This is a genomic window from Variovorax stachyos (genome assembly GCF_051400855.1).
Lineage (GTDB): Bacteria > Pseudomonadota > Gammaproteobacteria > Burkholderiales > Burkholderiaceae_C > Variovorax.
In genome coordinates this window covers 235,256-261,809 of the sequence record NZ_JBLFFN010000002.1, presented here as the reverse complement: position 1 = coordinate 261,809, position 26,554 = coordinate 235,256, and the positions used below count along the sequence as shown (strand labels likewise).

The following is a 26,554-nucleotide window of genomic DNA, read 5'->3' as shown; positions in this document are numbered from 1 at the left end:
ACATTGGGCTGCGCGATCCAGGTAAAAAAGCACGCTTTGGTCTACAGAGTCGACCTACATCAGGGGCGCGACGAGTGTGATATCCCGTTGCACTCTCGCCAGATCAATGACGCTAGAGTTTCTCCGTGGACGCTTGGCAACCCAACTTCAGCTGGATCACCGACCTGCTCGCCGTAGGCGGCAGCTATCCCTCCGAATGCGCGGAGCTACTTGCGCACGAGCACCGGATCCAGGCCGTGATCGACCTGCGTGGCGAGGCGGTGCCCGATCCGCAACTGTTCCGGCGCCACGGCATCACGCTCCTGCACCTGCCCACCACCGACATGCGTCCGGTGGAGATGCCGGACCTTGAGCACGGCATTCGTTTCGCAAACGAGTTCCTGGACCAGGGACAGCGTGTGCTGATCCATTGCGAGTACGGAATCGGCCGCTCCGCCACGCTGGCGCTGTGCGTCCTGGTGCACCGCGGCCTCGCGCCGCTCGATGCGCTCGCGCTGATGAAGAAGCAGCGCCCCGTCGTCGCGCCTTCGCCGCCGCAGTTCGCCTGCTGGTCGGCCTGGCTGGACAGCCATCGCTTCTCGAGCGACGTCGACTGGGAGCTCCCGACCTTCGAGGACTTCAAGGCGCTGGCCTACGTCCATCCCAAGCGTTGAGAGCCACGCCGACCTCGGGTCGAGATGCACCCCTATGCATCTCTGCGCCCGCCTCCTTTTCGGCTGATTGCCTACAGACGAGACGGGAGCAATCCTCGATCTTGAATTAGAACTTAAGCACTCTATTCAAGGTGGCATGGAAACATTCGACCACGCAGAACTGGAAAGGCTGCGCTCGAAGATGGTGAGCAGCAGGGCCGCCACCCTTGCGTGGCGCGAGATGTTGATCGAGTCCCTTGGGGACCGCCTGTGCGGAAGCGGTTGCGGACCCACGCCGGAACAGATTCAGACCTTGGCGTGCCTTGAAGAAGCGGAGCAACGGGCGGTGGAGCGCTACCTGAGACTTCTCGCTTCGACCTCGTTGAACCCGGATCGGCGGCCCTGTTGATTCGCGGATGGGTCGTGCCAAATGGTCGGCTCACGGCCAGGCGCGGTCTTACATCGGCACGCTCGGCATCGGGCTCATTCCTTCGGCCAGACGGTTCGGAATTGGCGAGAAGCTGATGAAGTCGGCCATCTATGCAGCGTGGGCGACGGGCTTGACGCGCATCGAGGACGGTTCGCGTCGACATCGAGAATGCGAAGCAGCGCCACGGCAATTCACGCCACGAGTCGTCGAAAAAAAATCCCCAAGTGCTCATCGCAAAAGGGGATCTTTTCGGATTGCTGGTAGGACGTACAAGATTCGAACTTGTGACCAACGGATTAAAAGTCCGCTGCTCTACCAACTGAGCTAACGTCCCACACTTCTTTTTCTTCTACCGGACGTCGAATCCGGCAAAGCCCGAAATTATAGCGTCGCGCTGCGAGCGATCCGATCCAGCACCCAGCCCGTCGCGCACTGGCCGAAGGTGGCCGTTACGCTGACCACGGAGCCATAGCCATGGCAGTTGAGCGTGCCGTCGCCGGCCTCGATGGCGCAGGAGGCATCGGGCGGTGCAACGCCTTCGCGGCTGAAGACGCAGGTCACGCCGATCTTGCGGCCCTCGCGCGGCGCGCCATATTCCTTCCGTAGCCGCTGGCGCAGTTGCGCGAGCAGCGGATCGTGCGTCACCGCGGCGAGGTCGTCGATGTCGACCTTGTGCGCGAGCCGCTTGCCGCCGGCTGCCCCCACGGTGATGAAGCCGGCCCCGCTCTCGCGCGCCCACACGGCCATCGCCAGCTTGGCGCGCACCTGGTCGCAGGCATCGACGACGGCCGCTACGGGCCCGTTTGCGGCCTGCGCGCTCGCGAGCAACGCCTGCCAGTTGCCGGGCTCGACGAAGTCGTCGATGGCGAGCACCTCGCAGGCAGGATGGATGTGCGCGATGCGCTCGCGCATGGCCTCGACCTTGGCCTGCCCGATGGTGCTGTCGAGCGCGTGGATCTGGCGGTTGATGTTCGACTCGGCGATGTGGTCGAGGTCGATCAGCGTCAGCCGCCCGACTCCGCTGCGCGCCAGCGCCTCGACAGCCCAGGAGCCGACGCCGCCGATGCCGGCGACCAGCACATGGGCGTCGCGGATGCGGGCCGCGCCCGGTACGCCATAGAGCCGCTCGAGGCCGCCGAAGCGGCGGGCCAGGTCGGCGTCGTCCAGTTCGACGACAGGGGCGGGCTGGACAGCGCTCACGTGCGCGAGCCCTGCTTCAGCGCAGCCGCGACAGGCGCTCGCGACCGGCCTGCGCCGCCTCGGACTGCGGGTAGGCCTTGGTGAGGTCTTCCAGCGTGCGGCGCGCGGCGCGCAAGTCCTTCAGTTCGATCTGGCAGTTCGCGATCGACAGCACGGCTTCGGGCGCCTTCGCATGGTCGGGCGCCAGGGACAGCATCGAGCGGAAATTGGCGATCGCCTCGTTGTAGTTGCGCGTGGCGTACTGCGCGTTGCCGAGCCAGAACAGCGCCGAGGCGTTGTAGCCGCTCTGCGGATAGCGCTTCACGAACTCGGCGAAGGCCGTCTGCGCTTGCGCGAACTGGCCAGCACGGAAGATGCCCAGCGCGGCTTCGAAGTCGGCCTTCTCGCGCGGATCGGCCGAGAACTCGCGCCCGTCGACGGTCACCTTCGTGGGCTCGCTCTTCTTGAGCCTGTCGTCGATCTCGCCCTGGCGCTGCTGCATCTCGGTGATGGTGCGCGTGAGCTGCTCGTTCTGGCCGGTCATGCGCTGCAGTTCGCCGCGCATCTGCTCGATCTGCGTCTGCAGCTCGAGCAGGCTGCGCCGCAGCTGTGCGTTCTCTTCGTTCTGGCGCTGCTCGGCCTGCTGGCGCATCGCCTCGACGCGCTGGCGCAGGTCGAGAATGGCACGCCGCGCTTCGTCGTCCTCGAACAGCGCGGCCTGCGCGCCGAAAGAGGCGCACAGCACGGCGGCGGCCAGGGCCGCGCAGCGCAGTGGGGCAACGACTCGTCGCATCATCGGCGGTAGGTGATCTCGGCGCGGCGGTTCTGCGCCCACACGTCTTCACCGGTGCCCTGCGCGGCGGGCTTTTCCTTGCCGAAGCTCACGGCTTCGATCTGGTTGTCCGACACGCCCAGCAGGTTGAGCGCACGGCGCACGGCCTCGGAACGCTTCTGCCCCAGCGCCAGGTTGTACTCGCGGCCGCCGCGCTCGTCGGTGTGGCCTTCGATCGAGATGCGGCGCTGCTGGTTGGCCTTCAGGAAGCGGGCATGGCCATCGATGAGCGACTGGAACTCGGGCTTGATGGTGTAGCTGTCGAAGTCGAAATAGACGATGCGCGCCACGCCCACCGGGCCCTGCGCGGTCTGCGCGTTCGGGTCGATGCTGACGGGCGCCACGCCGCTGGCCGCGCCGCCACCCGAGCCCGTGCCGCCGGAGCGATCCACCACCGGTGCATCGTTGAGCTTGGTGCCGGACGAGCACCCGGCGATGAGCGCCACGATGGCCAGCGAATAAATCGTACGTCTTAACATTTCTAACTCCTCAGGTTGATCATTCATTGCTTTTGAAACGGACCCCAGTCCGGTTCACGGATGTCTCCTGCCTGCCCGGCCAGTCGCGCTTTTATTTTTCCGTCGAGCGTGGTCGTCATCAGCGCCTCGCGGCCTCCCAGCCGGGTGGCGTAGACGATCAGCTTGCTGTTGGGGGCGAAACTGGGTCTCTCGTCAGCGGTAGTGTCGGTGAGCGCCGTGACATTGCCGGACGCCAGCTCCATCACATGGAGTTTGAAGGCGCCGCCCACCCGCGAGATGTAGGCCAGCCACCGGCCATCGGCGCTGACGGACGGAGAAATGTTGTAGGTCCCGGTAAAGGTCACGCGCGTGGGGTTGCCACCACCGGCACTCATCCTGTAGATCTGGGGTGCGCCGCCGCGGTCGCTCACGAAGTAGATGGTACCGCCGTCGGCAGAGTACCTCGGCTCGGTATCGATGCTGGCGCTCTGCGTGAGCCTTCGCGGCTCGCCGCCGCCCGCGGGGATGGTGAAGAGCTGCGAGCCGCCGTCGCGGCTCAGCGTCACCGCCAGGGTGCTGCCGTCGGGCGACCAGGCCGGTGCGCTGTTGTTGCCCTTGAAGTTGGCCACCAGCCGCCGCTGCCCGCTCGCCACGCTGTGCACGTAGACCACGGGCTTGCGCGACTCGAAGGACACGTAGGCCAGCTGCGTCCCGCTCGAGGACCAGACCGGCGAGATGATGGGCTCCGGGCTCGCGAGCGCGGCCTGCGCGTTCTCGCCGTCGGCGTCGGCCACCCAGAGGTTGTAGCGGTTGGCGCCCTTGGTCACGTAGGTGATGCGAGTCGAGAAGATGCCTTTCTCACCGGTCAGCTTTTCGTAGACGTAGTCGGCTACGCGGTGCGCGGCGAGGCGCAAATCGCCTTGCGGCACGGTGTAGCTCTGGCCGCCGAGGTCTTGCCCGCGCACCACGTCCCAGAGGCGGAATTTCACGTCGAAGCGGCCGTCGGCCAGGCGGGTCACGCTGCCCGCCACCAGGGAATCGGCAGTGCGCTGGCGCCACAGGCTCAAGTCGGGGCGGGAAGCTTCGTCGAGCGACTGGCCGCTGGCATCGACACCGCGGAACTGGCCGCTGCGTTCCAGGTCGGCCTGCACGATGGCCGAAATCTTCTGCGGGGATGCGTCCTCGCCTTTGAAGGGGACGAGCGCAATCGGCAGCTGCGTCAAGCCCACGCCCGAGACTTCCACCCGGAACTGGGCGAAGGCGGGAGCGAAGGGGGAGGCAGCCAGGGCCGCAATCAACGTGCGGCGAACGGAGAACGATGAAGAAGGGGTTGGGGAGATTTCTTGCAACGGCTTTTTCATGCGGTTCGGAGAGCTTTCCGGGAATTTAGTTTCAAGCCCGGATGAAACGAGGCCACATGGTACACATTGCGATGCACCATCCGTCACAAAACGTGTATGTGCCGGCGCGGTCCTACAGGAAGGCCACAACTTAGAATGCGCCGCCATGCAGCCTTCCCCCGCCGCCGAGTCCGCGCGCCCTCCTCTCACGCGCCGGCTCGCGCGACTCATGACCTGGTTCGGAGGCTCGCGCCACTGGTGGGCTCTGGGCCTCGTCTGCGCCCTCATCGCCGCCGTGACCGAACCGCTGATGGCCGCCATGCTGAAGCCGCTGCTCGACCGCGGTTTCACGCGCGGCCAGCTGCCGCTCTGGGCCATTCCGGCCGCCGTCATCCTGCTGTTCGCGGTGCGCGGGCTCGCACAGTTCGTCTCCCAATATGCGCTCGCGCGCATCGCCAACGAAGGCATGCAGCGGCTGCGGCGCGTGCTGTTCGAGCGCCTGCTGGCGGCCGAGCTCGCCCTCTTCTCGCGCCAGTCGGCCAGCACCTTGTCGAACACGGTGGTCTACGAAGTGCAGACCGGCGCCCTGCTCCTGGTGCAGGCGCTGCTGGGCCTGTCGCGCGACGGCTTCACGCTGATCGCGCTGCTGCTCTACCTGGTGTATCTCAACTGGAAGCTGACGCTGATCGTGGGCGTGCTGGCGCCGTGCGTGGCCTGGATCATCAAGGCATTTTCCAGGCGGCTTTACCGGCTCACCCAGCTCGGCCAGCGGGCGACCGACGAACTGGCCTACGTGGTCGAGGAGAACGTGCTGGCCCATCGCATGGTCCGGCTGCACAACGCCGAGGACAGCCAGATCCAGCGCTTCGACCGGCTGAGCCACGACCTCCACCGCCTGGCGGTGAAGTCCACCATCGCCTCCGCTGCGACCACGCCGCTGACCCAGATCGTCGCGGCGGTCGCGCTCTCCGCGGTGGTGATGATCGCGCTCTGGCAAAGCGGCGAGCAGGGCTTCACGGTGGGCGGCTTCGTCGCCTACATCACGGCCATGCTGATGCTGGTCGCGCCGATCCGCCGGCTCGCGGACATGACGAGCCCGATCACGCGCGGCCTCGCGGCGCTCGAGCGCGGGCTCGCGCTGATCGACCAGGTGCCGCCTGAATCCCAGGGCAGCTTCCAGGTCCCGCGCGTCGCCGGCCGCATCGAGCTGCGCGCGGTACGCGTCAACTACCGCGGCGAGGAAGAAGCCCGCGCGCTCGACGGCGTCAACCTGACGATCGCGCCCGGCGAGGTGGTGGCCTTCGTCGGGCCCTCCGGCTCGGGCAAGACCACGCTGGTCAACCTGCTGCCGCGCTTCGTGCTGCCGAGCGCGGGCCAGGTGCTGCTCGACGATCACGATGTCGGCGACTGGCAGCTCAAGAACCTGCGCTCGCAGTTCGCGATGGTCAGCCAGGACGTGGTCATGCTCAACGACACGCTGGCAGCCAACGTGGCGCTGGGAGCCTCGCTCGACCGCGATCGCGTGCTCGCCTGCATCGAGGCAGCGAACCTGTCCGTCCACGTCGAGGGCCTGCCCGAGGGCATCGACACGGTGCTGGGCCACAACGCGACCCAGCTCTCGGGCGGCCAGCGGCAGCGCCTGGCCATCGCACGCGCGCTCTACAAGGATGCGCCGGTGCTGCTGCTCGACGAGGCAACCTCGGCGCTCGACACGGAATCGGAACGCCTGGTCCAGGAGGCGCTGCAGCGGCTGATGCGCAACCGCACCACCCTGATCGTCGCGCACCGCCTGTCGACCATCCAGCACGCGGACCGCATCGTGGTGATGGACCACGGGCGCATCGTCGAACAAGGCAGCCATGCGCAGCTCATGGCGCTGGACGGGCTGTATGCGCGGCTTCAGGCGAATGCGATGCGCTCGGCGCCGGAGGGCAGCGAGCCCAGCCTCTGAAGCCTTTGGCATATTGCGTCCGCCCCGGCAGGCGAGCAGAATTTTTTCCTTCGACCGGCCCAGCAACGCGTCGGGCGGCGCCCGCAGCGTCTGCTCGACCTCGGAGAGGAAAACGCCATGTCGTCTCGCGCCTCCTTTCGGCGGCGGCTGCCCGCATTGGCCGCCTGCGCTCTCGCTTCATGTGGCCTGTTCGTCGCCGACGAGGTCGGTAGCGCCGGCCGCGATCGGACATCGAGCTTCGACCCCCTGCTTTCCGAACCAGGCCGCGCCTGCGGGCCGGTGGTGGCCGGTCCGCCCGCCCTGCTGAAGGCACTGGTGCGCGTCAAGACCGAGACCGCCCCCTTCCAGCCGCAGCCGATGAAGGCCGCTAGCGGCGACGTGCCGCTGTACGACAACCTCGGCTCGCTCGCCTTCAGGATCAGCACCCGCTCGCCCAAGGCCCAGGCCTATTTCAACCAGGGCCTGCGCCTGTCCTTCGGCTTCAACCATGCCGAAGCCCAGCGCGCCTTCCAGGCCGCTCAGAAGCTGGACCCCGCGTGCGCGATGTGCTTCTGGGGCGAGGCGCTCGTGCTCGGCCCCAACATCAACGTGCCGATGATGCCGGAGGCCAATCCGCCGGCATTGGCCGCGCTGCGCCGTGCGGTCGCACTCAAGGCCGGCGCGACCGAGCGCGAGCGGGCGCTGATCAGCGCTCTCGAAAAGCGCTATGCCGAGCAACCGCAGGCCGACCGCTCCGGGCTGGATGCCGCCTATGCCGACGCGATGAAGGCGGTGGCCGAGCGCTATCCGGCCGAAGACACGATCCAAACGCTCTACGCCGAGGCCGCCATGGACACCCAGCCCTGGGACTACTGGGAGGCCGGCGGCGCCAGACCGAAGGGACGCGGCGCGGACATCGTCGGCGCGCTGGAGACCGTGCTGAAGCGCAACCCGGCCCATCCGGGCGCAATCCACCTCTACATCCATGCGGTGGAGGCGTCCACGCAGCCCGAGAGGGCCCTGCCCTACGCCAATCGCCTCGCCGCGCAAATGCCGGGGGCCGGGCACGTCGTGCACATGCCGGCCCACATCTACTACCGCGTGGGCATGTATCGCGAGTCGCTGGAGGCCAATCGCAAGGCGATCGCGGTCGACGAGCAATATTTCAAGACCTCGCCCTCCGACCCGCTGTACAAGACCGCGTACTACCCGCACAACATCCATTTCGTGATGGTCTCGGCACAGATGGGTGGCGACGCGAAGACGGCCATCGGCGCGGCCTCGAAGCTGGACGCCGCGGTGCCGGCCGAGCTGGTCAAGGCCTTCCCGATCCTGCAGCCCATCAAGGCTTCGCCCTTCACCACGCATGCGCAGTTCAGCGATGCCGACACCATCCTCAAGCTTGCCGCGCCGCCCAGCGACGCGGTGATCGTGAACACCATGTACCACTACGCGCGCGCCGTCGCCTTCGCGTCGCGCAAGGACAAGGCCGGCGCGCAGCAGGAAATCGATGCCATTGCGAAGATCGAGCGCGACGCGGACTTCAAGCCTTTCGAGGCCTGGCAGTTGCCCGCAAAAGAGATCGTGCGCACCGCGGGCCTGGTGGCGACGGGACGGCTTGCCGATGCGAGCGGCGACCTCGACGCCGCCGCCAAGGCCTACGAGGAGGCCATCGCGGTCGAGGACAGCCTCAGCTACACCGAGCCGCCCTACTGGTACTACCCCGTGCGCCAGTCCCTCGGCTCGGTGCGTCTGCGCCAGGGGCAGCTCGAAGCGGCGCAGAAGGCCTTCAGGGACTCGCTGGTCCGCGTGCGCAACAACGGCTGGGCCCTGGCCGGGCTGGCCGAGGTCGAGCGCAAGCGAGGCGACACCAAGGCGGAACGGGCGGCACGCCAGGCCTACCAGCGCGCGTGGTTCGGGCCCCGCGGCGGGCCGGAGCTGGCACGGCTCTGATCAGAGCAGGACGATGTCGTACTGCCCCTGCCCCATCGCGGGCTCCGCCTGCAGCGAGATCGGCTTGCCGATGAAGTCGCTCAGCCCCGCCAGGTGCTGGCTCTCCTCGTCGAGGAACAGCTCGATCACCTGCGGCGACGAGACGATGCGGAACTCGCGCGGCGTGAACTGGCGCGCCTCGCGCAGGATCTCGCGCAGCACGTCGTAGGCCACGCTGCGCGCTGTCTTCACGATGCCCTGCCCATTGCAGGCCAGGCAGGGCTCGCACAGCATGTGGGCCAGCGACTCGCGGGTGCGCTTGCGCGTCATCTCGACCAGGCCCAGCTGCGAGAAGCCGCCCGCCGTGGTCTTGACGCGATCGCGCGCCAACTGCTTGCGGAACTCGGCCAGCACTTGCTCGCGATGGTCGTCGCGCACCATGTCGATGAAGTCGACGATGATGATCCCGCCCAGGTTGCGCAGGCGCAGTTGCCGCGCGATGGCCTGCGCGGCCTCCAGGTTGGTCTTGAAGATGGTGTCGTCGAAGTTGCGCGCGCCGACGTACCCGCCGGTGTTGACGTCGATGGTGGTGAGCGCCTCGGTCTGGTCCACCACCAGGTAGCCGCCGGACTTCAGCTCCACGCGCCGCCCCAGCGCCTTGGCGATCTCCTCGTCGATCGAATACAGGTCGAAGATCGGGCGCTCGCCCTTGTAGAGCTGCAGCTTGCCCGCCGCCTGCGGCATGAACTCGAGACCGAACTTGAGCAGCGCGTCGAACTGTTCGCGCGAGTCGATGCGGATGGTCTGCGTGTCCTCGGTGGTCATGTCGCGCAGCACGCGCTGCAGCAGGCTCAGGTCCTGGTGCAGCAGCGACATCGGCGGCATGCGCGTGGACAGCTCGCGGATGCGCGACCATGTCTTGCGCAGGTAGGCGATGTCTTCCGCCAGCTCGGCATCGCTCGAATCCTCGCCGTTGGTGCGCAGGATGAAGCCGCCGGTGGCCTCCGGCACCACGCCGCCGCTGCCGGCCGCGGCGGCCGCCTCGACCAGTGCCTGCATGCGCGTGCGCAGCGCATCGCGCAGATCGGACGGGATCTTCTGCGATACGCCCACATGGTTGTCCTGCGGCAGGAAGACCAGCAGCCGGCCCGCGATGCTGATCTGCGTCGACAGGCGCGCGCCCTTGGTGCCGATCGGGTCCTTGATCACCTGCACCAGCAGCGACTGGCCCTCGAACACCTGCTTCTCGATGGGCACCACCGCCCCGCCGTTGCGCCCCTCGCGATCGAGTGCAGCGGCGCTCGGCCGCGAGCCGGGCGTGAAGGGCGCCACGATGTCGGCCACGTGCAGGAAGGCGGTGCGGTCCAGGCCGATGTCGATGAAGGCCGACTGCATGCCGGGCAGCACGCGCGAGACCTTGCCGAGGTAGATGTTGCCGACCAGCCCGCGCTCCAGCGTGCGCTCCAGGTGGAGCTCCTGCACGGCGCCGTGCTCCACCACCGCGACGCGGGTCTCCTGTGGAGACCAGTTGATCAGGATGTCTTGCATCTTTTTTTTGCGACCCTGCTACAGCGGGAAGCCGACCTGGCGCAGCAGCTGGGCAGTCTCGAACATGGGAAGCCCCATGATGCCCGAATGCGAGCCGCTGATGTGCTCGACGAAGGCCGCCGCCCTCCCCTGGATGGCATAGGCCCCGGCCTTGCCGTCCGGCTCGCCGCTCGCGACGTAGGCGGCGATGCGGCGCTTTTCGATGGCGGCAAAGCGCACCCGCGACACGCTGAGCGCCGCATGCCGGCGCCGGCCGTGCTGCAGCGCCACTGCGGTCAGTACGCGGTGCGTGCGGCCGGAGAGCAGCGCCAGCATGCGCTGCGCGTCCTGCGCATCGCCGGGCTTGCCAAGGATGGTGCGGCCGAAGGCCACCGTGGTGTCGGCGCACAGCACCGGCGCCGGCGGCAGGCCCAGCCGGCGATGGCGCGCCACCGCCGCCTCCAGCTTGAGCGCGGTGACGCGCTGCACATAGGCGGTCGGCGATTCGCCCGGCTGCACATGCTCCAGAGACTCGGCGTCTTCCTCGGGGCCGGCCAGCAGCAGCTCGTGGCGAACGCCGAGCTGGCTCAGCAGCTGCGCGCGGCGCGGGCTCTGCGAGGCGAGATAGATGAAGGAGTCCGTCATTCGCGGTGGTAAGGATGGCCTGCGTTGACCGACCAGGCCCGGTAGAGCTGCTCGACCAGCAGCACGCGGGCCATGGCGTGGGGCAGGGTCAGGTCGGAAAGGCGGATGCGCTCATGCGCCGCGGCCTTGAAGGCAGGGTCCAGCCCGTCGGGGCCGCCGATCACCAGCGCAACGTCGCCGCCCTCGCCTTGCCACGCCTGCAGCCGTGCCGCGAGCGCCTTGGTGGTGAGCGCCGTGCCGCGCTCGTCCAGCACCACGATGCGCATGCCCTTGGCAATGGCTGCCTCGATGCGCTCGCGCTCGGCGGCATGCAGGGTTTCAAGCGTCTTGGAGCCGCGCGGCTCGGTCTTGACGGCGCGCAGCTCGAGCTTCAATTCGGGCGGGAAGCGCTTGGCGTAGTCATCCCAGGCGGTCTGAGCCCAGTCGGGCACACGCTGCCCGACCGCGACCACCAGCAGCTTCATGTGCGCGCCGTGGTCTTGCGCGGCGCCTTCTTCGCCGGAGTCGCCTTCTTGGCGGCGGCCTTCTTGGCAGGCGCCTTGTTCACGACGACGGTCTTGACCGGCGTCTTGCTCGCGGGCGTCTTCCTGGCCGACGTTTTCCTGGCCGGCGGTTTCGGCTTGGCGGCCGCGTCAGCCGCACGCTGTGCGGTCTTGGCGGCGCTGGAGCGTCTCAGCGAAGGAGAGGTCTTCGCGGCGGCGGGCGCTTTCTCCTCTGCCGACGGGGCTGCCACCGGCTTCGCGGCGCCGAGCCTGGTGCGCACCGGCTTGTCGCCCCAGATCTCCTCGAGGTGGTAGTACTGGCGGATAGCCGGCTGCATGATGTGCGCCACGGCGGCGCCGCAGTCGACGATGATCCACTCGCCGTTCTCCTCGCCCTCCACGCGCGGCTTGTTGAAGCCGGCGTCGCGCACTGCGTCGCGCACGCTGGCGGCCAGCGCCTTGGTCTGCCGGTTGGAGGTGCCCGAGGCGACGATCACTCGCTCGAACAGCGGCGAGAGGTGCTCGGTGTCGAAGACCTGGATGTTCTGCGCCTTGACGTCCTCGAGGCCATCGATGATGGCCCTCTGGAGTTTTTGGGTGTCTTTCTTGGCGGCGGCTTCAGTACTCATCAGGTGGAACGGTAGAGGTGGTGTTGGTCAATATAGCGTGCAACCGCCGGCGGAACCAGATGAAAGAAGTCCTGGCCCTGCGCGGCGTGCGTCCGGACTTCGGTGGCGCTGGTGTCCATCGGCGCGAGCATGAGGTTCTCGAAGCGAGCGCCGGGCGGGAGATCCGGCAGTCCATGGGGATCGAAGGGGCTTCCGTCCGTTGCGCCGGGACGGCGGGCGACCGCGACGACGGCCATTCCCAGGATCTCGCGCCAGCCGTGCCACTGAGGCAGCCAGGCGGCCTGGTCGGCGCCCATGATCAGCACCAGTTCAGCCGCGGGCTGCTCCTGTTGCAGCTCGCGCAGGGTGTCCAGCGTGTAGGTCGGCCCGGCGCGCCGCAGCTCGCGCGCGTCGACCACGGCACCCGGCAGTGCCTCGAAGGCCAGCTTCGCCATCGCGAGGCGGTGTTCGCCGCCGCTCAGCGCGCGCTTCTTGTGCCAGGCATCGCCCGTCGGGAAGATGCGCAGCTCGGCCAGACCCAGCTGCGTCAGCGCAGCCTGCACCAACGCGACATGCGCGTTGTGCGGCGGATCGAAGGCGCCGCCGAACACGCCGATGCGGAGCCGGTTCACAGCCATTCGCGGCGCACGATGAAATCGCTGTAGAGCGCCGCTTCTGGCGTGCCGGGCTCCGGCTCGCAGCGGTAGGCCCAGCTGGCCTGCGGCGGCATCGACAGCAGGATCGATTCGGTGCGCCCGCCCGACTGCAGCCCGAAATGCGTGCCGCGGTCCCAGACCAGGTTGAACTCGACGTAGCGCCCGCGCCGATAGAGCTGGAAGGCGCGTTCGCGCTCGCCATGGGGCATGGCTCGGCGGCGCTCGACGATCGGCAGGTAGGCCGGCAGGAAGGCATCGCCGACCGCGCGCAACATGGCAAAGCTGCGCTCGAAGCCCAGCTCCGCGAAGTCGTCGAAGAAGATGCCGCCGATGCCGCGCTGCTCGTTGCGGTGCTTGAGGAAGAAATACTCGTCGCACCAGGTCTTGAAGCGCGGGTACTTGTCGTCGCCGAATGGCGCCAGCGCATCCCGGCAGCTGCGATGGAAGTGCACCGCGTCTTCCTCGAAGCCGTAGTACGGCGTGAGGTCCATGCCGCCGCCGAACCAGCACACGGGCTCGCCCTGGGCCGGCAGCGCGGCCAGCATGCGCACGTTCATGTGCACCGTGGGCACGTAGGGGTTGCGTGGATGGAACACCAGCGAGACGCCCATGGCCTCGAAGGGCGCGCCGGCGAGCTCGGGCCGGTGCTGGGTGGCCGAGGGCGGCAGCTTCGGGCCGCGCACCTCCGAGAAGCCGCAACCGGCGCGCTCGAACAGGACGCCGTCCTCCAGGATGCAGGTCAGCCCGCTGCCCTGCAACGGCTCCCCGGGCGCCTTCTGCCAGGGGTCGCGCAGGCAAGCCTTGCCATCGGCCGCCTCGACGGCGGCCACGATGCGCTGCTGCAGCCCCCGCAGGTAGTCGCCGACGGCTTGGCGGTCGTCAGGCATCAGCCGTGGGGCGGGCGCGCCTGGACGGCGCGGTGCCCGATGTCCTTGCGGTACTGCGCGCCATCGAAATGGACACGCGCCGCGAGCGCATAGGCGCGCTGCTGCGCCTGCTTGACGCTGTCGGCCAGCACGGTGACGCAGAGCACGCGCCCGCCGCTGGTCTTGAGTTCGCCGTCCTCGAACACGGTGCCGGCATGGAAGACCACGGCATCAGGCGTTTCGGGCGGGATGCCGTGGATGGCATCGCCCTTGCGCGGCGACAAGGGATAACCGTGCGCCGCCATCACCACGCCCAGCGCAACGCGGCGGTCCCAGTCGAGCTCGATCTGGTCCAGCGTGCCGTCCGTGGCGTGCCAGAACACCTCGAACAGGTCGGACTTGAGCCGCATCATGATCGGCTGGGTCTCGGGGTCGCCCATGCGGCAGTTGAACTCCAGCGTCTTGGGATGGCCCTCGGCGTCGATCATCAAGCCGGCGTAGAGGAAGCCGGTGTACGGGATGCCATCCTTCTCCATGCCGCGGATGGTGGGCAGGATGATCTCGCGCATGGCGCGCGCGTGCACCTCGGCCGTGACCACCGGCGCCGGCGAATAGGCGCCCATGCCGCCGGTGTTGGGGCCCTGGTCGGCGTCCTGCAGGCGCTTGTGGTCCTGGCTGGTGGCGAGGGCGGTGACGTTCACGCCGTCGCACAGCACGATGAAGCTGGCCTCCTCGCCCTGCAGGAACTCCTCGATGACGACGCGCGGCGAAGCCTTGCCGTCTTCGCCCTCGTTGTGCGAGATCCCGAGCTTGTTGTCCAGCAGCATGAAGTCGATCGCCTCGTGCGCTTCCGCCAGCGTCGTCGCCACGACCACGCCCTTGCCGGCCGCCAGCCCATCGGCCTTGATGACGATGGGCACGCCCTTGGCGTCCACGTAGGCATGGGCTGCCGCGGGATGGGTGAAGGCCTCGTACTCGGCCGTGGGGATGTTGTGCCGCTTCATGAAGGCCTTGGAGAAGGCCTTGGAGCTTTCCAGCTGGGCAGCCGCCTTGGTCGGCCCGAAGATGCGCAGCCCGTGCGCGCGGAACTCGTCGACCACGCCGGCCGCCAGCGGCGCCTCGGGGCCGACCACCGTGAGCGCGATCTTCTCCTGCAGCGCCCAGGCCCGCAGCGCCGCGGGTTCCGTGATGTCGACGCATTCGTAGCGCGAATCCGCGCGCGTGCCGCCGTTGCCCGGCGCCACATAGACGCGGCTCACGCGCGCGGCCTGGGCCAGTCGCCACGCCAGTGCGTGCTCGCGGCCCCCTCCCCCGATCACCAGTACCTTCATTCGCGGGCTTTCATGGGCGCTTCCTCACTCGGAAAGCGCCGCGTTGTGATAGACATCCTGCACGTCGTCGAGGTCCTCGAGGGCGTCGAGGAGCTTCTGCATCTTCGCGGCGTCCTCGCCGGCGAGCTCGATGGTGTTCTCGGCGCGCATCGTGACCTCGGCCACTTCGGGCTTGAGGCCCGCGGCCTCCAGGGCATCGCGAACCGCCTCGAAGTCGCCGGGCGCGGTCAGCACCTCGATCGCGCCGTCCTCGTCGGTCACCACGTCCTCGGCGCCGGCTTCGAGCGCGACTTCCATCACCTTGTCCTCGCTGGTGCCGGGCGCGAAGACCAGCTGCCCGCAATGCTTGAACTGGAAGGCGACCGAGCCTTCTGTGCCCATGTTGCCGCCGTGCTTGCCGAAGGCATGGCGCACCTCGGCGACGGTGCGCACGCGGTTGTCGGTCATGGTGTCGACGATGATGGCGGCGCCGCCGATGCCGTAGCCCTCGTAGCGGATCTCCTCGTAGCTCACGCCTTCGAGGTTGCCGGTGGCCTTGTCGATGTTGCGCTTGATGGTGTCGGCCGGCAGGTTGACCGCCTTGGCCTTGTCGACCGCCAGCCGCAGCCGCGGGTTGGCGCTCAGGTCGCCGCCGCCGGCCTTGGCCGCGACCATGATTTCACGGATCGCACGGGTCCAGAGCTTGCCGCGCTTCTCGTCCTGCCGGCCCTTCCTGTGCTGAATGTTCGCCCATTTGCTGTGTCCGGCCATGGCAGTCGTTCTCGCTATCTCGTGTTTCCAATCAGGTAGGGAGTTTACTGTCGGGCGCGCACGACAGCCCCGCGTCCTCCAGCGGGAGCATCGATCCTTTTTGGGATAATCCGCCGCTGATGCGCCAGGTCAGTACAGGCATCTCCCGGTTTCCATACCCTCACAGCGCATGAATATTCCTCCAACAACAACGAATGCCGAAGCCGCCGCACCCGCGCACCAGATCTGCGACGTCCTCGTGATCGGCGGCGGCCCCGCAGGCTCCACGGCCGCGGCGCTGCTGGCGCAGCAGGGCCGCAAGGTGGTGCTGCTCGAGAAGGAACACCACCCGCGCTTCCACATCGGCGAATCGCTCCTGCCGGCGAACGTGCAGCTGTTCGACCGGCTGGGCCTGCGCGAGGAGATCGAGCGCATCGGCATGCCGAAGTGGGGCGTCGAATTCGTCTCGCCGGACCATGAGCACACCGCGATGGTCGAGTTCGCCGATGCCTGGGACAAGAGCATGCCCTACGCCTGGCAGGTCCGGCGCTCCGAAATGGACGAGATCCTGTTCCGCAACGCCGGCGATCGCGGCGCAGAGACGATCGAAGGCTGCCGCGTGCGCGACGTCCAGTTCGACGCCGAGGGCGCCACGGTCACGGCCCGCCTGGACGACGGCGCCGCGCGCAGCTGGCGTGCCCGCTTCGTGCTCGACGCCTCCGGGCGCGACACTTTCCTGTCGAACAAGTTCAAGGCCAAGCAGAAGAACCCGAAGCACAACAGCTCGGCCCTCTTCGGCCATTTCCGCGACGCCGACCGGCTGCCGGGCAAGCTCGAGGGCAACATCACCATCTTCTGGTTCGCGCACGGCTGGTTCTGGTACATCCCGCTGGCGGACGGCACCACCAGCATCGGCGCCGTCTGCTGGCCCTACTACCTCAAGTCGCGCAGCAAGCCCGTGAAGGACTTCTTCGCCGACACCATCGCGCTGTGCCCGCAGTTGGCCGCGCGCCTGTCCAAGGCCACGCTGGTCGACGATGCCGTCTATGCCACCGGCAACTACTCCTACACCAGCACCCATTGCAGCGGCGAACGCTACCTGATGCTGGGCGATGCCTACACCTTCATCGACCCGGTGTTCTCCTCGGGCGTGTACCTCGCCATGCACAGCGCCTTCGAGGGCGCCGAGGTGGTTGCCGCCGCGCTCGACCGCCCGGCCGAGGCGGCCGCGGCCCGGCAGCGCTTCGAGCGCGACATGCGCAAGGGCCCGCGCGAGTTCTCCTGGTTCATCTTCCGCGTGACCAACCCGACCATCCGCGAATTCTTCATGTACCCGCAAAACCCGTTCCGCGTGAAGGAAGCGCTGCTCTCGCTCCTGGCCGGCGACATCTACGGCAAGACGCCGATCTGGCGCTCGCTGCGGGTGCTCAAGGCCCTGTACTACCTGGTGTCCGCAGGCCACCCGCGCCGCACCTGGCAGTCCTGGCAGCGGCGGCGCCGGAACATCCGCGACCTCGGGCCGCTCGCCGGCGAAAACGTGGTTGAAGCCAGGTGAGCGCGCGCGATTTCAATGGGGTGCCGCCCCTGCGCGTCGAACGGCTGTCGCTGTCGGAAAGCCTGGCGCTGTCCTCCGGGGGCCATCCGCCCTTCGGCGCACTGGGCTACGGCACCCCCGACCATCTGTCCTGGATGCCCACGGTCAACGCACGCGTGCTCTCGGACGCCGGGGCAATGGCCGACGTGTGGCACGCCAGCGAACACATCGAGTCCGGCACCACCGGGGTGGTGCGCTGGCGCTGCGACGGCCACTGGATGCTGGGCGCCATCGACCTCGACGAGGCGCGCGAAGGAGTCGGCCTCACCGAGCTGGCCCACCGGGCCTACCGCGACCTGTTCCAGTCGCTCGCGCAGACGGGCTGCACCCACGTGTTGCGCATCTGGAACTACCTGCCGCGCATCAACGCCGACGGCGGTGGCCTCGAGCGCTACCGCCAGTTCAACCTGGGCCGCCAGCAAGCCTTCGTCGAGGCCGGCCAGGCCGCCTTCGAAGGTGCGCCGGCCGCCTGCGCCCTGGGCATTCACCAGGGCGCGCTGTGCATCCGCTTCCTGGCCGGCCGCGTGGCGCCGCTGCCGGTGGAGAACCCGCGGCAGGTCTCGGCCTACCACTACCCGCCCGCCTACGGCCCGCGCTCGCCCACCTTCTCGCGGGCAGCGCTGGCGGCGATCGGCGGCGGCGAGGTGGCGCTGTTCATCTCGGGCACGGCCAGCATCGTCGGGCACGAGACGGTGCACCTGGGCGATGTGCGGGCCCAGACCGAGGAGACGCTGCGCAACCTCGAAGCCGTGATCGCCGCGGCCAACGAACGCGGCTCCGCTCGCTTCGCCGTAGATTCGATCGACGCCGTGGTCTACGTGCGCCATGTCGCCGACGCGCCCATCGTGCGCGAGGTGCTCGAACGCAAGCTGGGCGCGCATTCCCACACGCTGCGCCACGCGGTCTACCTGGAAGCGGACATCTGCCGCCAGGACCTGCTGGTGGAGATCGAGGCCCATGCCGTCGCGAACGGCTCACTGGACGCGCCTGAGAAGGCGTGAACGAACCTGGGCTCACCATGAAGCGCCTGCTGCGCTGGACCTTTTCCCTCCCGCTCGCCCTGCTGCTGTACGCCCTGCTGGCGCTGCTGGGCATCATCTCGCTGACCTGGAACCTGGTGGCGATGCTGCTGTACCCGGTGCTGCCCGCGCGCACCGGGCGGGCGCTGGGCCGGCGCGTGATCGCACTGGCCTACCGCGCCTTCTGGGCCACCGCCTCGGCCGCCGGGATGATGCGCATCGACGCATCCTGCCTGGACGCACTGCGCAACGAGCGCGGGGTGATCTTCGTCGCCAACCATCCCACCATGCTCGACGCCCTGCTGCTGGTGGCGCGGCTGCCGCGCAGCGCCTGCATCATGAAGGCCGATCTGATGCGCAACGTCTTCCTCGGCGCCGGTGCGCGGCTCGCGCGCTACATCCGCAACGATTCGGCGCGCACCATGGTCCGGCTCGCGGTTGAAGACCTCAAGGCTGGCGGCCAGCTGGTGATCTTCCCGGAGGGCACACGCACCGTGACGCCGCCGCTCAACCCCTTCCGCCCCGGCGTCACGCTGATCGCCAAGCTGGCGCAGGCGCCGATCCAGACCGTGTTCATCGACACCGACTCGCCGTATCTCGGCAAGGGCTGGCCGCTGTGGCGGGTGCCGCCACTGCCGATCGTCTTCACGCTCCGGCTGGGCCGGCGTTTCGCGCCCCAGCAGGACAGCGACAGGCTGCTGCGCGAGATCGAACAGTATTTCAGACACCCCACGGAACAGCGCGCCACCGACGCGCAGCCCGCATGCCAGCAGTCTCGCGCACCCACCTTGTCCTGATCCCGAGCTACAACACCGGCGAGCGGCTGTTCTCCACCGTCAGCGCGGCCCGCGCGCAATGGAATCCAGTCTGGGTGGTGGTCGACGGCAGCACCGACGGCACCGGCGAGCGGCTGCAGCAGATGGCCGCGACCGACCCCGGCCTGCGCGTCTGGCTGCTGCCGCACAACCAGGGCAAGGGTACCGCCGTGCTGCACGGGCTGCGCGCGGCGCAGGAGGCCGGCTACACGCATGCGCTCACCATGGATTCGGACGGCCAGCACCCGGCCGACCTGATCCCCGCCTTCATGCAGGCCTCGCAGGCGCGACCCGAGACGATGGTGCTGGGGCGCCCGGTCTTCGATGCCTCGGCCCCGCTGCTGCGCGTGCGCGGGCGCAAGGTCTCCAACAGCTGGACCCAGCTCGAAACGCTGTTCGCCGGCATCGGTGACTCGCTCTACGGCTTCCGCGTCTACCCGGTGGCGCCGCTGATCGCGACCATGGAGCGCCAGCCATGGATGCGCCGATTCGACTTCGACACCGAGGCCGTGGTGCGCCTGGCCTGGCGCGGTGTCAAGCCGGTCAACATCGATGCGCCCGTCAAGTACCTCACCGCCGAAGAAGGCGGAGTCTCGCACTTCCGCTATTTGCGCGACAACGCCTTGCTGACGTGGATGCACACGCGGCTGATGATCGAGTTCGTGCTGCGCTTGCCGGGTCTGCTGCTGCGGCGGTTGCGGCGGGCGCCGCCGTTTCAGCGCTGATAGACGAGGCCCGTTCGGAAGTCCGCTTTTTTCAGATCATCCCGCCGTTGATGGAGATGATCTGCCCGGTGATGTAAGCCGCCTCCTCGCTCGCGAGGAAGCCCGCCAGCGCCGCCACCTCCTCCGGCCTGCCCGCGCGCTTCACCGGCACCAGCTGATCGATCATCGCCTTGTCGAAGGCGCCGTCGGCCATCGGCGAGGCGATGATGCCGGGAGCGATCGCATTCACCGTCACGCCGCGCGCCGCCACCTCCAGCGACAACGCCTTGGTCGCGCTGTTGAGCGCGCCCTTGGCCGCCGCATAGTTGACCTGGCCGCGGTTGCCGGTGAGGGAGGCCACGGACGACATGTTGATGATCCGGCCCCAGCGCGTGCGCAGCATGGGCAGCAGCAGAGGCTGCGTGACGCGGAAGAAGCCGTTGAGCGAAACATCGATCACCTTGTGCCACTGTGCCGCGCTCATGCCGGGCAGTACCGCGTCGTCGTGCACGCCGGCGTTGTTGACGAGGATCTGAACGGGTCCGCCCGCCAGGATGCGCTCGCAGGCGGCGCGCGAGGCCTCGTCGCTGCCGAGGTCGAACACATGGCACTCGGCCTTGCCGCCCGCGGCCGTGATGGCGGCAGCGAGTTCCTCGACGGCCTGCGGCCTCGAGTTGGCATGCAGCAGCACCGTGGCGCCGTCCCGCGCCAGGCGTTGCGCGACGGCCGCGCCGAGGGCGCCGCTGGCGCCGGTGATCAATGCACGTTTTCCGTTGAGGCTCATGGTGAGGTCCGCTTGTTCAGGTGTCCATGGCAAGCGGCGTATTGAGCACGACCACCGCGCGGCCTTCGGCCAGCGGGCGCCCTGCTTCGTCCTTCACCGCGAATTCGTAGAGGATCTGGCTCGCATCGCCCGAGACGCGCTGCGCATGCACATGCAGCACGCCCTCGATCTCGTCGAGCCGCGCGACGGCCAGCCGCACGTTGCGGGCGCTGGCCAGGAAGCCCGCCGAGGGCTCGCTGCCCTCCGGCGCGATGAGCCCCCCATGCAGGGCCATGGCCTGCGCTGCGTACTCGATGGCATTGGGTGACAGCAGCCCACCCGTCGTGCGCAGCGGGTTGTCGGCGTGCCGGTGCGTGCCGGTTGTGCAGTGGATGTTGTGGGCGTCCCACGCCTCCAGCCGCTCCAGCAGGCACATGCTGCCGCTGTGGGGGATCAGGCGCGCGATGCCGGTCTGGTCCAGCTGTTGCAGTGCATTCATGACGAAGACTCCTCGGCGCGATCGGCCACCAGCAGCACATTGGCGAAAGGCGTGCCCGCGCTCATCGGGATGCTCTGCACGGGCGAAAAGCCCAGGCCCTGCAGCAGCGCCGTCCATTCGGACAGCGTCCGCCCCCATGTCGGCGAGACGCGGTGCCCGCGGATCCGGGTGACGGTGCGATCCACCCACTGGCTGATCGCAAAGCCGCGCCGGCTGGCCGCATCGCCCACGCGCAGCAGCAGCCGGCCACCCGGCTGCAGCGCGCCGTGCACGCGGCGCAGCACGCCTTCCTGCGCGGCGTGGTCCACGTAGTGCAGCACGTCGAGGATCACGACCAGGTCGCAGGCCGGCATCGAGGCCTTGCACATGTCCTCGCAGACGAAGCGCGGCGCCGGCCTCAGGTGGCCGATGGACGCCTCGGCACGCGCCACGTCCTTGGGCATCAGCTCGATGCCGGTGTACTCGGCCGCGTCCGGCGTCGCGGGCCAGGCAGCAGGCCAACGGCCGGGCTGCGCCCGCATGCCGGCCATGGCCGAGAGCAGGCTGGCGAACAGGCCCTGGCCGCAGCCGATGTCCACCACGCGACGTCGGCGCTCGCCGATCAGGCCGCGCTCGATCAGCCCGCGGAACACCGGGTCGCGGCCCAGCTTGCCGCGGGCGAAGTGCCAGGCAAAGTTGCCGGCCTTCTTGTACGGCGCGGTGGCTGCTTCATGCAATTGGCGCCAGGCGGCGTCGGTCGAGAGGCTGTCGTTCATGCAGGCGAGTCAGGAAGTGAGGGCCTGCGGCAGCGTCACCGCGCGCAAGCCGTCGGCGCGAAGGCGCTCGAGCAGAAGGGGCAGGACCTCGAGCACCACCGGCCGTCCGCCGGCCGTGCGCGCGGCGTTGCCGTCGTGCAGCAGCAGGATGTCGCCCGCCCGCAGGTCTTTCGTGAGTCGGGCGAGCACGGTGGCCGCATCCCGCTCGCGCGTGTCGAAGCCGCGCCGCGTCCAGCTCACCAGCACCAGGCCCAGGCGATGCAGCACGGGCGCGAGGAAAGGGTTGCGCAGCCCGGCCGGCGCGCGGAAACAGATGGGGCGCTGGCCCGTCACCTCCTGCAGCAGCAATTGCGCGCGCTCGATCTCGGCATGGAAGCCGCGCGGGCCGAGCAGGGAGAAGGTGTGGCGATGCCGAGCCGTGTGGTTCTGGATGCTGTGGCCGCGCGCGACGATCTCGCGTGCCAAGGCCGGGTGCTCGCGCACGCGCTCGGCGATGCAGAAGAAGGTGGCACGCTGGCCATGGGCATCGAGCAGGTCCAGCACCTGCGGCGTGACTTCGTGATCGGGCCCGTCGTCGATGGTGATCGCGACCTCGCCGCGCGCGGCCGATGCCGCCGGCAGCCGCGTGACGTTCGGCCCCAGCAGGCTGCTGCGCGGTGTCAGGCCGGCGGCGGTGATCAGCACATGGTTCAGCACCACCGCCCCGATGGCCCAGGGCGCCGCGCCCGGCAGGAAAAGCGCCGCCGCGAGCGCCAGCAGATGCCAAGCGACACTGGCGCGCACGACGGGCGGCCAGGGCCACGATCCGGAGGCAGGAAGGTCATTCACAGCTTCTGAGGACATCGGCGGCGATTCTCCCATCAGCGACGCGGCACGGAAGCACCCACCGGCCCGCGCGCGAACGCCGCCGACAGCAGCAGCGCCAGCAGCGCACCGGGGGCGACCACCCGGCCGATGGCCGACAGCGCCGGGATGTCGGAGATCGCGATCAGCGTAAAGGACACCACGGTCGTCAGATTGGCCAGCAGCAGCGAGGCCAGAGTGTCCTCGTCGGCGCGGCCGGTCTCGCGCAGTTGGTCGAAGAAGAGCGCGTAGTTCGAGCCCACGGCCACCACCAGCAGCAGCCCCACGAGGTGCAGGATTCCCAGCGGCACCTGCAGCAGCGCCAGCCCGCCCAGCGTGAGCAGCACCGCGAACAGCAGCGGCTCGCAGACGGCCAGCAGCCGGCGCCCGGAGCGCAGCCACGCCCCCAGCAGCAAGACCACCGCAAGCGCACCCAGCATGACCTGCACGAAGGCCTCGTGCAGGTAGCGCCGGTAGAGGCTGCGCAGCTCGTCCCCCACGTTGACCACCTGCACCTCGGGCACCTCGGCAAGCGCGGCCTCGAGCCGCTGCGCGTCGAAGCGCTCGCCGGGATGCAGCGCGATCAGCGTCGACCAGCCGCCGCCCGGGCGCTCGAACATCAGCGCGCTGACCACTGCGTCGAGCGGCCCGCCGGCCAGATCGGCGCGGCGAATCATGGGCTGCCCGCGCGCCTTCTCGACATCGGCCAGGAAAGGCTCGAGCCGGCTGGCCGGCAAGGGCAGGCCCTGGGTGGCCTCGGCCAGTTGCGCCTTCAGGGTCGCGGCATCGGGCAGGCTGGCGATGCGCGCCGCCTGCGTGGCCTCGCTGGGCAGCACGCGGGTCACGCTCTCGAAGCCTGCGAGCTCGCCCTGGGCTACCAGCGTCTCGAGCTTCGCAGCCGCAGCCTCCGTGTTGCGCAGGGCGGCCTGCTCGTCGGCGCCGCGCACCACCACCAGCGTGCCGCCGTCGCTGGCGCCGATGTCGGCGCGCAACTCCTCGTCGAGTTGCTGCGCCGCCTTGGGCACCGGGCTCATCGCGCTCAGGTCGGCGCGCCACAGGTGGCCGCCCTGCCACAGCACCAGCGCCAGCGCGGCAATGCCGAGCCCGACGAAGACCATCCGAAGCCGCGGCAGCGCCCGCACGATCAGCCCCGCGATGTGCGCCATCTGCCGCCGCATGCCCATGCCGGCCGCACCGTCGGGCGCCAGCACCGGCAGCACGAAGCGCGCCACCAGCGCGGCGGCGATCAGGCCGGCCAGCGAGAACACGCCCAGCTGCGCCAGCCCCGGGAAGCCCGAGAACACCAGCGCGGCGAAGCCGCAGACGGAGGTCAGCAGGCCCAGCCGCACCGTCGGCCAATGGATCTCGCGCCAGCGCATCCACCCGGTGCCCGGCACGGCGGCGCCACGCGCCTGGATCAGGTAGTAGATCGCGTAGTCCACCGTCTCGCCGATCAGCGTGCTGCCGAAGCCCATGGTGAGGCCGTGCACCTCGCCGAACGCCAGGCTCACCGCCGCCGTGCCGCCGACGACACCGGTGGCCACCGGCAGCAGCGCCACCACCAGCGCGCGCGGCGAGGCGAAGGCCAGCAGCAGCAAGGCGCCCATCACGATGCCGCCGACGGTCGCGAGCTGGATGGCCTCGTGCTTGATCTGGTCGCGGCTCTGCACCGAGAACACGGGCGCGCCGGTCAGCTGCAAGCGCGGGCCGGCGCCGCTCATCTCGCGCGTGGCGGCATCGAAGGCCTGCTGGATGCGGGCAATGGCTTGCGCCTGCGCGTCCAGGTCGCTGCCGGCCGCGTGGGTGGTGGCCAGGATCAGCGCCCGCGGCGCGCTGCGCGAGACCCACACGCCCTCCTCGCTGCGCGGTGCGCTCGCGGGGATCAAGCCCTCGGCGATGCGCTGGGTCTCGCCGGTGGGATCGCGCTCCAGCAGCGGCTTGACCAGGTTGCCCGCCGGCGTGCCCAGCTGCGACAGCGTGTCGCCGATGGCATCGCGCAGGCCCGCGGCCGTGAAGCGCTCGGGCGAGACGTCGGGCGACAGCTGATAGCGGTGCTCGAAGAGCCAGGTGCCGGCCTCCTTCCAGTCGCCCGTCTCGCCGTTCTGCACCTGGTCGAAGAGCTTGCTCTCTCGCATCGATGCCGCAACGGCGCGAGACACCGCCGCGCGCTGCCCCGCATCCTTGCCCCCTTCGATGCCGATGAAGACGGTGCGCGAGGCGATGCCGCTTTGCAGCTGCTCGATCAGCACGCGCTGCCGCTCGTCCGGGCTCGCGGGCAGGAAAGCCGAGAGGTCGGCGCTGAAATGCGTGCGCGCGATGAGCGCGATGCCGGCCGCGAGCGCCAGCAGCCAGATGACGATGGCCAGCGCGTGGCGCCCCCGGCCGGACGCTGCTGCCTCGGGCCGGCTCACGATGCGCCGCGCACCGGCGTGATCGCCATGACGGAGCGATCGCCGCCGATGAACTCCATCTCGATGCCCAGCACCTCGCCCGCCTTGCCCGTCAGCCGGAGCGAGCGCACCTGGGCCGCGAGTTTCTCGTCGATGGGCACCAGGTCGAGCGTCCACTTGTCGGCCGTGCCCGTGAGCGTGCTGCGGAAGTAGCGCTGCAGGGTCTGCACGTTGCCGTTCAGGGTGCTGCGCATGGCTTCGACCATGCCGAGCAGCTCGGGCATGCTGTCCAACGTCAGCGTGCGGGTGCGGCCGCCGCGCGACAGGGTCAGGGTGTTGCCGTCGACCGTCATGGTCTCGGGCCGGGGCGTGAGCGTGCGCCGCGTCAGCCGGTCGGGCGCCTGGAAGCTCAGCGTGCCGCTCGCGTCCAGCGGCCCTTCGATGCCGCGCACGAAGCGCTGCTCGGTGAAGCGTGCCTCGCCGTTCTTCTGCCGGGCGAGCAGGCCCATCAGCTCGGGCAGGTCGAAGGCCCAGGCGGAGGAAGCCGTGAAAGCCAGCGCGGCTACCAGCCAGCGGCACCAGCGCTCAAGCCGAATCTTCGAGCCAGAAGTCATGAAAGTTGAACCAGTTGTACGGGTAGGCGCGGCACAGGGCTTCGAGCCGCGCGACATAGCTTTCGAGCGCGGCGCGGATGCGGCGTTCGCGCTCGGCCGGGTCGGACACGCGTTCGCTGAAGTCGGCCAGCGGCTCGAAATGAACATCGTAGCGCGCGCCCCCCACATAGAGGCCGGCCATGAAGAACACCTTGCGGCGCAGCAGTGCGGCCAGACGGAAGGGGCCATCGTTGATCACGGCCGGATGGCCGAGAAAAGGCAGCTTGATGCTGTTGCCGCGTTGCTGCCCCGCTTCCTCCGGACCCGGCAGCGTGCGGTCGGCCAGAAGGCCCGCGAGGCCGCCGCCGTCCAGCCAGTCGCGCAGGTCCAGCATGGAGTGCGGCCGCCCGAGCGCGATGATGTGCGGCCGCAGGCCGGGCTTGGCGATGGCATCGAGCACGGCGGTGATCTGCTGTGCGTTGTCCTGGTACATCAGCATTGCAAGCCGCAGTTCCTTCGGCCGGCCGCTCTGGTGCTTGCAGGCGCCCATGGCCTCGAAGCTGCCGATGTGCGCGCCCAGCATGAAGGCGCCGCGCCCCGCGATCGCCTCGGCTTCGACCGGCACGTTGCCATGCACGCGCACGTCGAACAGGTCCATGCGCCCGCGCAGGAAGTAGATGCGGTCGAGCACCGTGGACGCAAAGGTGTGCAGCAGCCGGTACCCATCGGCCCAGCCCGCGCGCGGACCGATGGCGCGGAACAGGTAGCGCTTGATGTTCCGGCGCGGGGCCGGCGAGAACAGCAGGAAGTACAGGCAGATCGGATGCAGCACCAGCCGCGCCAGCGGTCGCCCGCAGCGGATCGCGATCCAGCAGATCACACGCAGCGCCAGCATGTTGCTGCGCTCCGGCATGCGCGACCAGTCGGCCTGGCGCGACTTCGTGTCGGCGGCCTCGGGGGGCTGTGCCACGCTCATCGGAATACCTTCGCGTTCGGCGGCGA

General features: G+C 69.0%; 27 protein-coding genes and 1 tRNA gene. 8 read left to right on the top strand and 20 right to left on the bottom strand.

Annotated elements, in window-relative coordinates; translation table 11 throughout:
* The first annotated feature begins 125 nt into the window (after positions 1–125).
* Complete coding sequence (locus ACMGEZ_RS04505; protein ID WP_436821053.1) at positions 126–653, top strand: protein-tyrosine phosphatase family protein; 528 nt, start codon at positions 126–128, stop codon at positions 651–653.
* A gap of 136 nt (positions 654–789) precedes the next feature.
* A complete protein-coding gene (locus ACMGEZ_RS04500) occupies positions 790–1,041 on the top strand; it encodes a hypothetical protein (protein ID WP_436821052.1) in 252 nt (83 codons plus the stop codon).
* 279 nt (positions 1,042–1,320) lie between these two features.
* On the opposite strand, the gene ACMGEZ_RS04495 is transcribed toward ACMGEZ_RS04500, so the two are convergent.
* From ACMGEZ_RS04495 to tolB, 5 genes are all read right to left on the bottom strand, one after another.
* Positions 1,321–1,396, bottom strand: a tRNA-Lys gene (locus ACMGEZ_RS04495).
* Between the two features lie 47 nt (positions 1,397–1,443).
* Positions 1,444–2,262 carry a tRNA threonylcarbamoyladenosine dehydratase gene (locus tag ACMGEZ_RS04490; protein ID WP_436821051.1) on the bottom strand — a complete coding sequence of 273 codons (819 nt, stop codon included), beginning with the start codon at positions 2,260–2,262 and terminating at the stop codon, positions 1,444–1,446.
* Positions 2,263–2,278: 16 nt separating this feature from the next.
* Positions 2,279–3,034: a tol-pal system protein YbgF gene (gene ybgF / locus ACMGEZ_RS04485; RefSeq protein ID WP_436821050.1), complete on the bottom strand. Its 756-nt coding sequence runs from the start codon at positions 3,032–3,034 to the stop codon at positions 2,279–2,281.
* The gene (pal, locus tag ACMGEZ_RS04480) at positions 3,034–3,552 is read right to left on the bottom strand and encodes a peptidoglycan-associated lipoprotein Pal (RefSeq protein ID WP_436821049.1); all 519 of its coding nucleotides are present in this window, start codon (positions 3,550–3,552) and stop codon (positions 3,034–3,036) included. The genes ybgF and pal overlap by 1 nt, the downstream gene beginning before the upstream one ends.
* 23 nt (positions 3,553–3,575) lie before the next feature.
* Positions 3,576–4,892 (bottom strand): Tol-Pal system beta propeller repeat protein TolB, encoded by a 1,317-nt coding sequence (gene tolB / locus ACMGEZ_RS04475; RefSeq protein ID WP_436821048.1) that lies wholly within the window; start codon positions 4,890–4,892, stop codon positions 3,576–3,578.
* A gap of 145 nt (positions 4,893–5,037) precedes the next feature.
* On the opposite strand from tolB, the gene msbA reads away from it, so the two are divergent.
* Positions 5,038–6,822, top strand: coding sequence for a lipid A export permease/ATP-binding protein MsbA (msbA, locus tag ACMGEZ_RS04470; RefSeq protein ID WP_436821047.1), 1,785 nt, complete (start codon positions 5,038–5,040; stop codon positions 6,820–6,822).
* Between the two features lie 117 nt (positions 6,823–6,939).
* A complete protein-coding gene (locus tag ACMGEZ_RS04465; RefSeq protein WP_436821046.1) occupies positions 6,940–8,754 on the top strand; it encodes a tetratricopeptide repeat protein in 1,815 nt (604 codons plus the stop codon).
* On the opposite strand, the gene rng is transcribed toward ACMGEZ_RS04465, so the two are convergent.
* Genes rng through ACMGEZ_RS04425 form a run of 8 tightly spaced genes read right to left on the bottom strand, consistent with a single transcriptional unit; the run spans position 8,755 to position 15,598 of the window.
* Complete coding sequence (gene rng / locus ACMGEZ_RS04460) at positions 8,755–10,281, bottom strand: ribonuclease G (RefSeq protein WP_436821045.1); 1,527 nt, start codon at positions 10,279–10,281, stop codon at positions 8,755–8,757.
* An 18-nt stretch (positions 10,282–10,299) separates the two neighbouring features.
* Positions 10,300–10,905 (bottom strand): Maf family protein, encoded by a 606-nt coding sequence (locus ACMGEZ_RS04455; RefSeq protein ID WP_436821044.1) that lies wholly within the window; start codon positions 10,903–10,905, stop codon positions 10,300–10,302.
* On the bottom strand, positions 10,902–11,369 hold the full coding sequence (gene rlmH / locus ACMGEZ_RS04450) for a 23S rRNA (pseudouridine(1915)-N(3))-methyltransferase RlmH (RefSeq protein ID WP_436821043.1): 468 nt from the start codon (positions 11,367–11,369) through the stop codon (positions 10,902–10,904). Before rlmH ends, ACMGEZ_RS04455 begins: the two co-directional genes overlap by 4 nt.
* Positions 11,366–12,016: a ribosome silencing factor gene (gene rsfS / locus ACMGEZ_RS04445; RefSeq protein ID WP_436821042.1), complete on the bottom strand. Its 651-nt coding sequence runs from the start codon at positions 12,014–12,016 to the stop codon at positions 11,366–11,368. Before rsfS ends, rlmH begins: the two co-directional genes overlap by 4 nt.
* Entirely contained in the window at positions 12,016–12,633 is a 618-nt protein-coding gene (gene nadD / locus ACMGEZ_RS04440; protein ID WP_436821041.1) for a nicotinate (nicotinamide) nucleotide adenylyltransferase, read from the bottom strand. Before nadD ends, rsfS begins: the two co-directional genes overlap by 1 nt.
* Entirely contained in the window at positions 12,624–13,538 is a 915-nt protein-coding gene (hemF, locus tag ACMGEZ_RS04435; RefSeq protein ID WP_436821040.1) for an oxygen-dependent coproporphyrinogen oxidase, read from the bottom strand. Before hemF ends, nadD begins: the two co-directional genes overlap by 10 nt.
* Entirely contained in the window at positions 13,538–14,848 is a 1,311-nt protein-coding gene (gene purD / locus ACMGEZ_RS04430) for a phosphoribosylamine--glycine ligase (protein ID WP_436821039.1), read from the bottom strand. Before purD ends, hemF begins: the two co-directional genes overlap by 1 nt.
* Before the next feature lie 24 nt (positions 14,849–14,872).
* Positions 14,873–15,598, bottom strand: a complete 726-nt coding sequence (locus tag ACMGEZ_RS04425; RefSeq protein ID WP_068685400.1) for a YebC/PmpR family DNA-binding transcriptional regulator — start codon at positions 15,596–15,598, stop codon at positions 14,873–14,875.
* A 169-nt stretch (positions 15,599–15,767) separates the two neighbouring features.
* On the opposite strand from ACMGEZ_RS04425, the gene ACMGEZ_RS04420 reads away from it, so the two are divergent.
* From ACMGEZ_RS04420 to ACMGEZ_RS04405, 4 genes are read left to right on the top strand one after another with little or no spacing between them, the layout of a single operon-like run.
* Complete coding sequence (locus ACMGEZ_RS04420) at positions 15,768–17,132, top strand: NAD(P)/FAD-dependent oxidoreductase (RefSeq protein WP_436821038.1); 1,365 nt, start codon at positions 15,768–15,770, stop codon at positions 17,130–17,132.
* Complete coding sequence (locus ACMGEZ_RS04415; RefSeq protein WP_436821037.1) at positions 17,129–18,172, top strand: chorismate transformation FkbO/Hyg5 family protein; 1,044 nt, start codon at positions 17,129–17,131, stop codon at positions 18,170–18,172. The genes ACMGEZ_RS04420 and ACMGEZ_RS04415 overlap by 4 nt, the downstream gene beginning before the upstream one ends.
* A 17-nt stretch (positions 18,173–18,189) precedes the next feature.
* Positions 18,190–18,987 (top strand): lysophospholipid acyltransferase family protein, encoded by a 798-nt coding sequence (locus tag ACMGEZ_RS04410; protein WP_436821036.1) that lies wholly within the window; start codon positions 18,190–18,192, stop codon positions 18,985–18,987.
* Positions 18,954–19,730, top strand: a complete 777-nt coding sequence (locus ACMGEZ_RS04405; RefSeq protein ID WP_436821035.1) for a glycosyltransferase family 2 protein — start codon at positions 18,954–18,956, stop codon at positions 19,728–19,730. The genes ACMGEZ_RS04410 and ACMGEZ_RS04405 overlap by 34 nt, the downstream gene beginning before the upstream one ends.
* 31 nt (positions 19,731–19,761) lie before the next feature.
* Here the strand turns inward: ACMGEZ_RS04405 and fabG are convergent, their stop codons facing one another.
* Genes fabG through ACMGEZ_RS04370 form a run of 7 tightly spaced genes read right to left on the bottom strand, consistent with a single transcriptional unit; the run spans position 19,762 to position 26,528 of the window.
* Positions 19,762–20,493: a 3-oxoacyl-ACP reductase FabG gene (fabG, locus tag ACMGEZ_RS04400; protein ID WP_436821034.1), complete on the bottom strand. Its 732-nt coding sequence runs from the start codon at positions 20,491–20,493 to the stop codon at positions 19,762–19,764.
* 16 nt (positions 20,494–20,509) lie between these two features.
* Positions 20,510–20,971, bottom strand: coding sequence for a hotdog family protein (locus ACMGEZ_RS04395; RefSeq protein WP_436821033.1), 462 nt, complete (start codon positions 20,969–20,971; stop codon positions 20,510–20,512).
* The gene (locus ACMGEZ_RS04390) at positions 20,968–21,726 is read right to left on the bottom strand and encodes a methyltransferase domain-containing protein (protein WP_436821032.1); all 759 of its coding nucleotides are present in this window, start codon (positions 21,724–21,726) and stop codon (positions 20,968–20,970) included. The genes ACMGEZ_RS04395 and ACMGEZ_RS04390 overlap by 4 nt, the downstream gene beginning before the upstream one ends.
* A 9-nt stretch (positions 21,727–21,735) precedes the next feature.
* On the bottom strand, positions 21,736–22,587 hold the full coding sequence (locus ACMGEZ_RS04385; protein WP_436821031.1) for a polysaccharide deacetylase family protein: 852 nt from the start codon (positions 22,585–22,587) through the stop codon (positions 21,736–21,738).
* Positions 22,587–24,980, bottom strand: a complete 2,394-nt coding sequence (locus ACMGEZ_RS04380; protein ID WP_436821030.1) for an MMPL family transporter — start codon at positions 24,978–24,980, stop codon at positions 22,587–22,589. Before ACMGEZ_RS04380 ends, ACMGEZ_RS04385 begins: the two co-directional genes overlap by 1 nt.
* Positions 24,977–25,573 (bottom strand): LolA-related protein, encoded by a 597-nt coding sequence (locus ACMGEZ_RS04375; RefSeq protein ID WP_436821029.1) that lies wholly within the window; start codon positions 25,571–25,573, stop codon positions 24,977–24,979. Before ACMGEZ_RS04375 ends, ACMGEZ_RS04380 begins: the two co-directional genes overlap by 4 nt.
* A complete protein-coding gene (locus tag ACMGEZ_RS04370) occupies positions 25,545–26,528 on the bottom strand; it encodes a lysophospholipid acyltransferase family protein (protein ID WP_436821364.1) in 984 nt (327 codons plus the stop codon). Before ACMGEZ_RS04370 ends, ACMGEZ_RS04375 begins: the two co-directional genes overlap by 29 nt.
* Between the last annotated feature and the right edge of the window lie 26 nt (positions 26,529–26,554).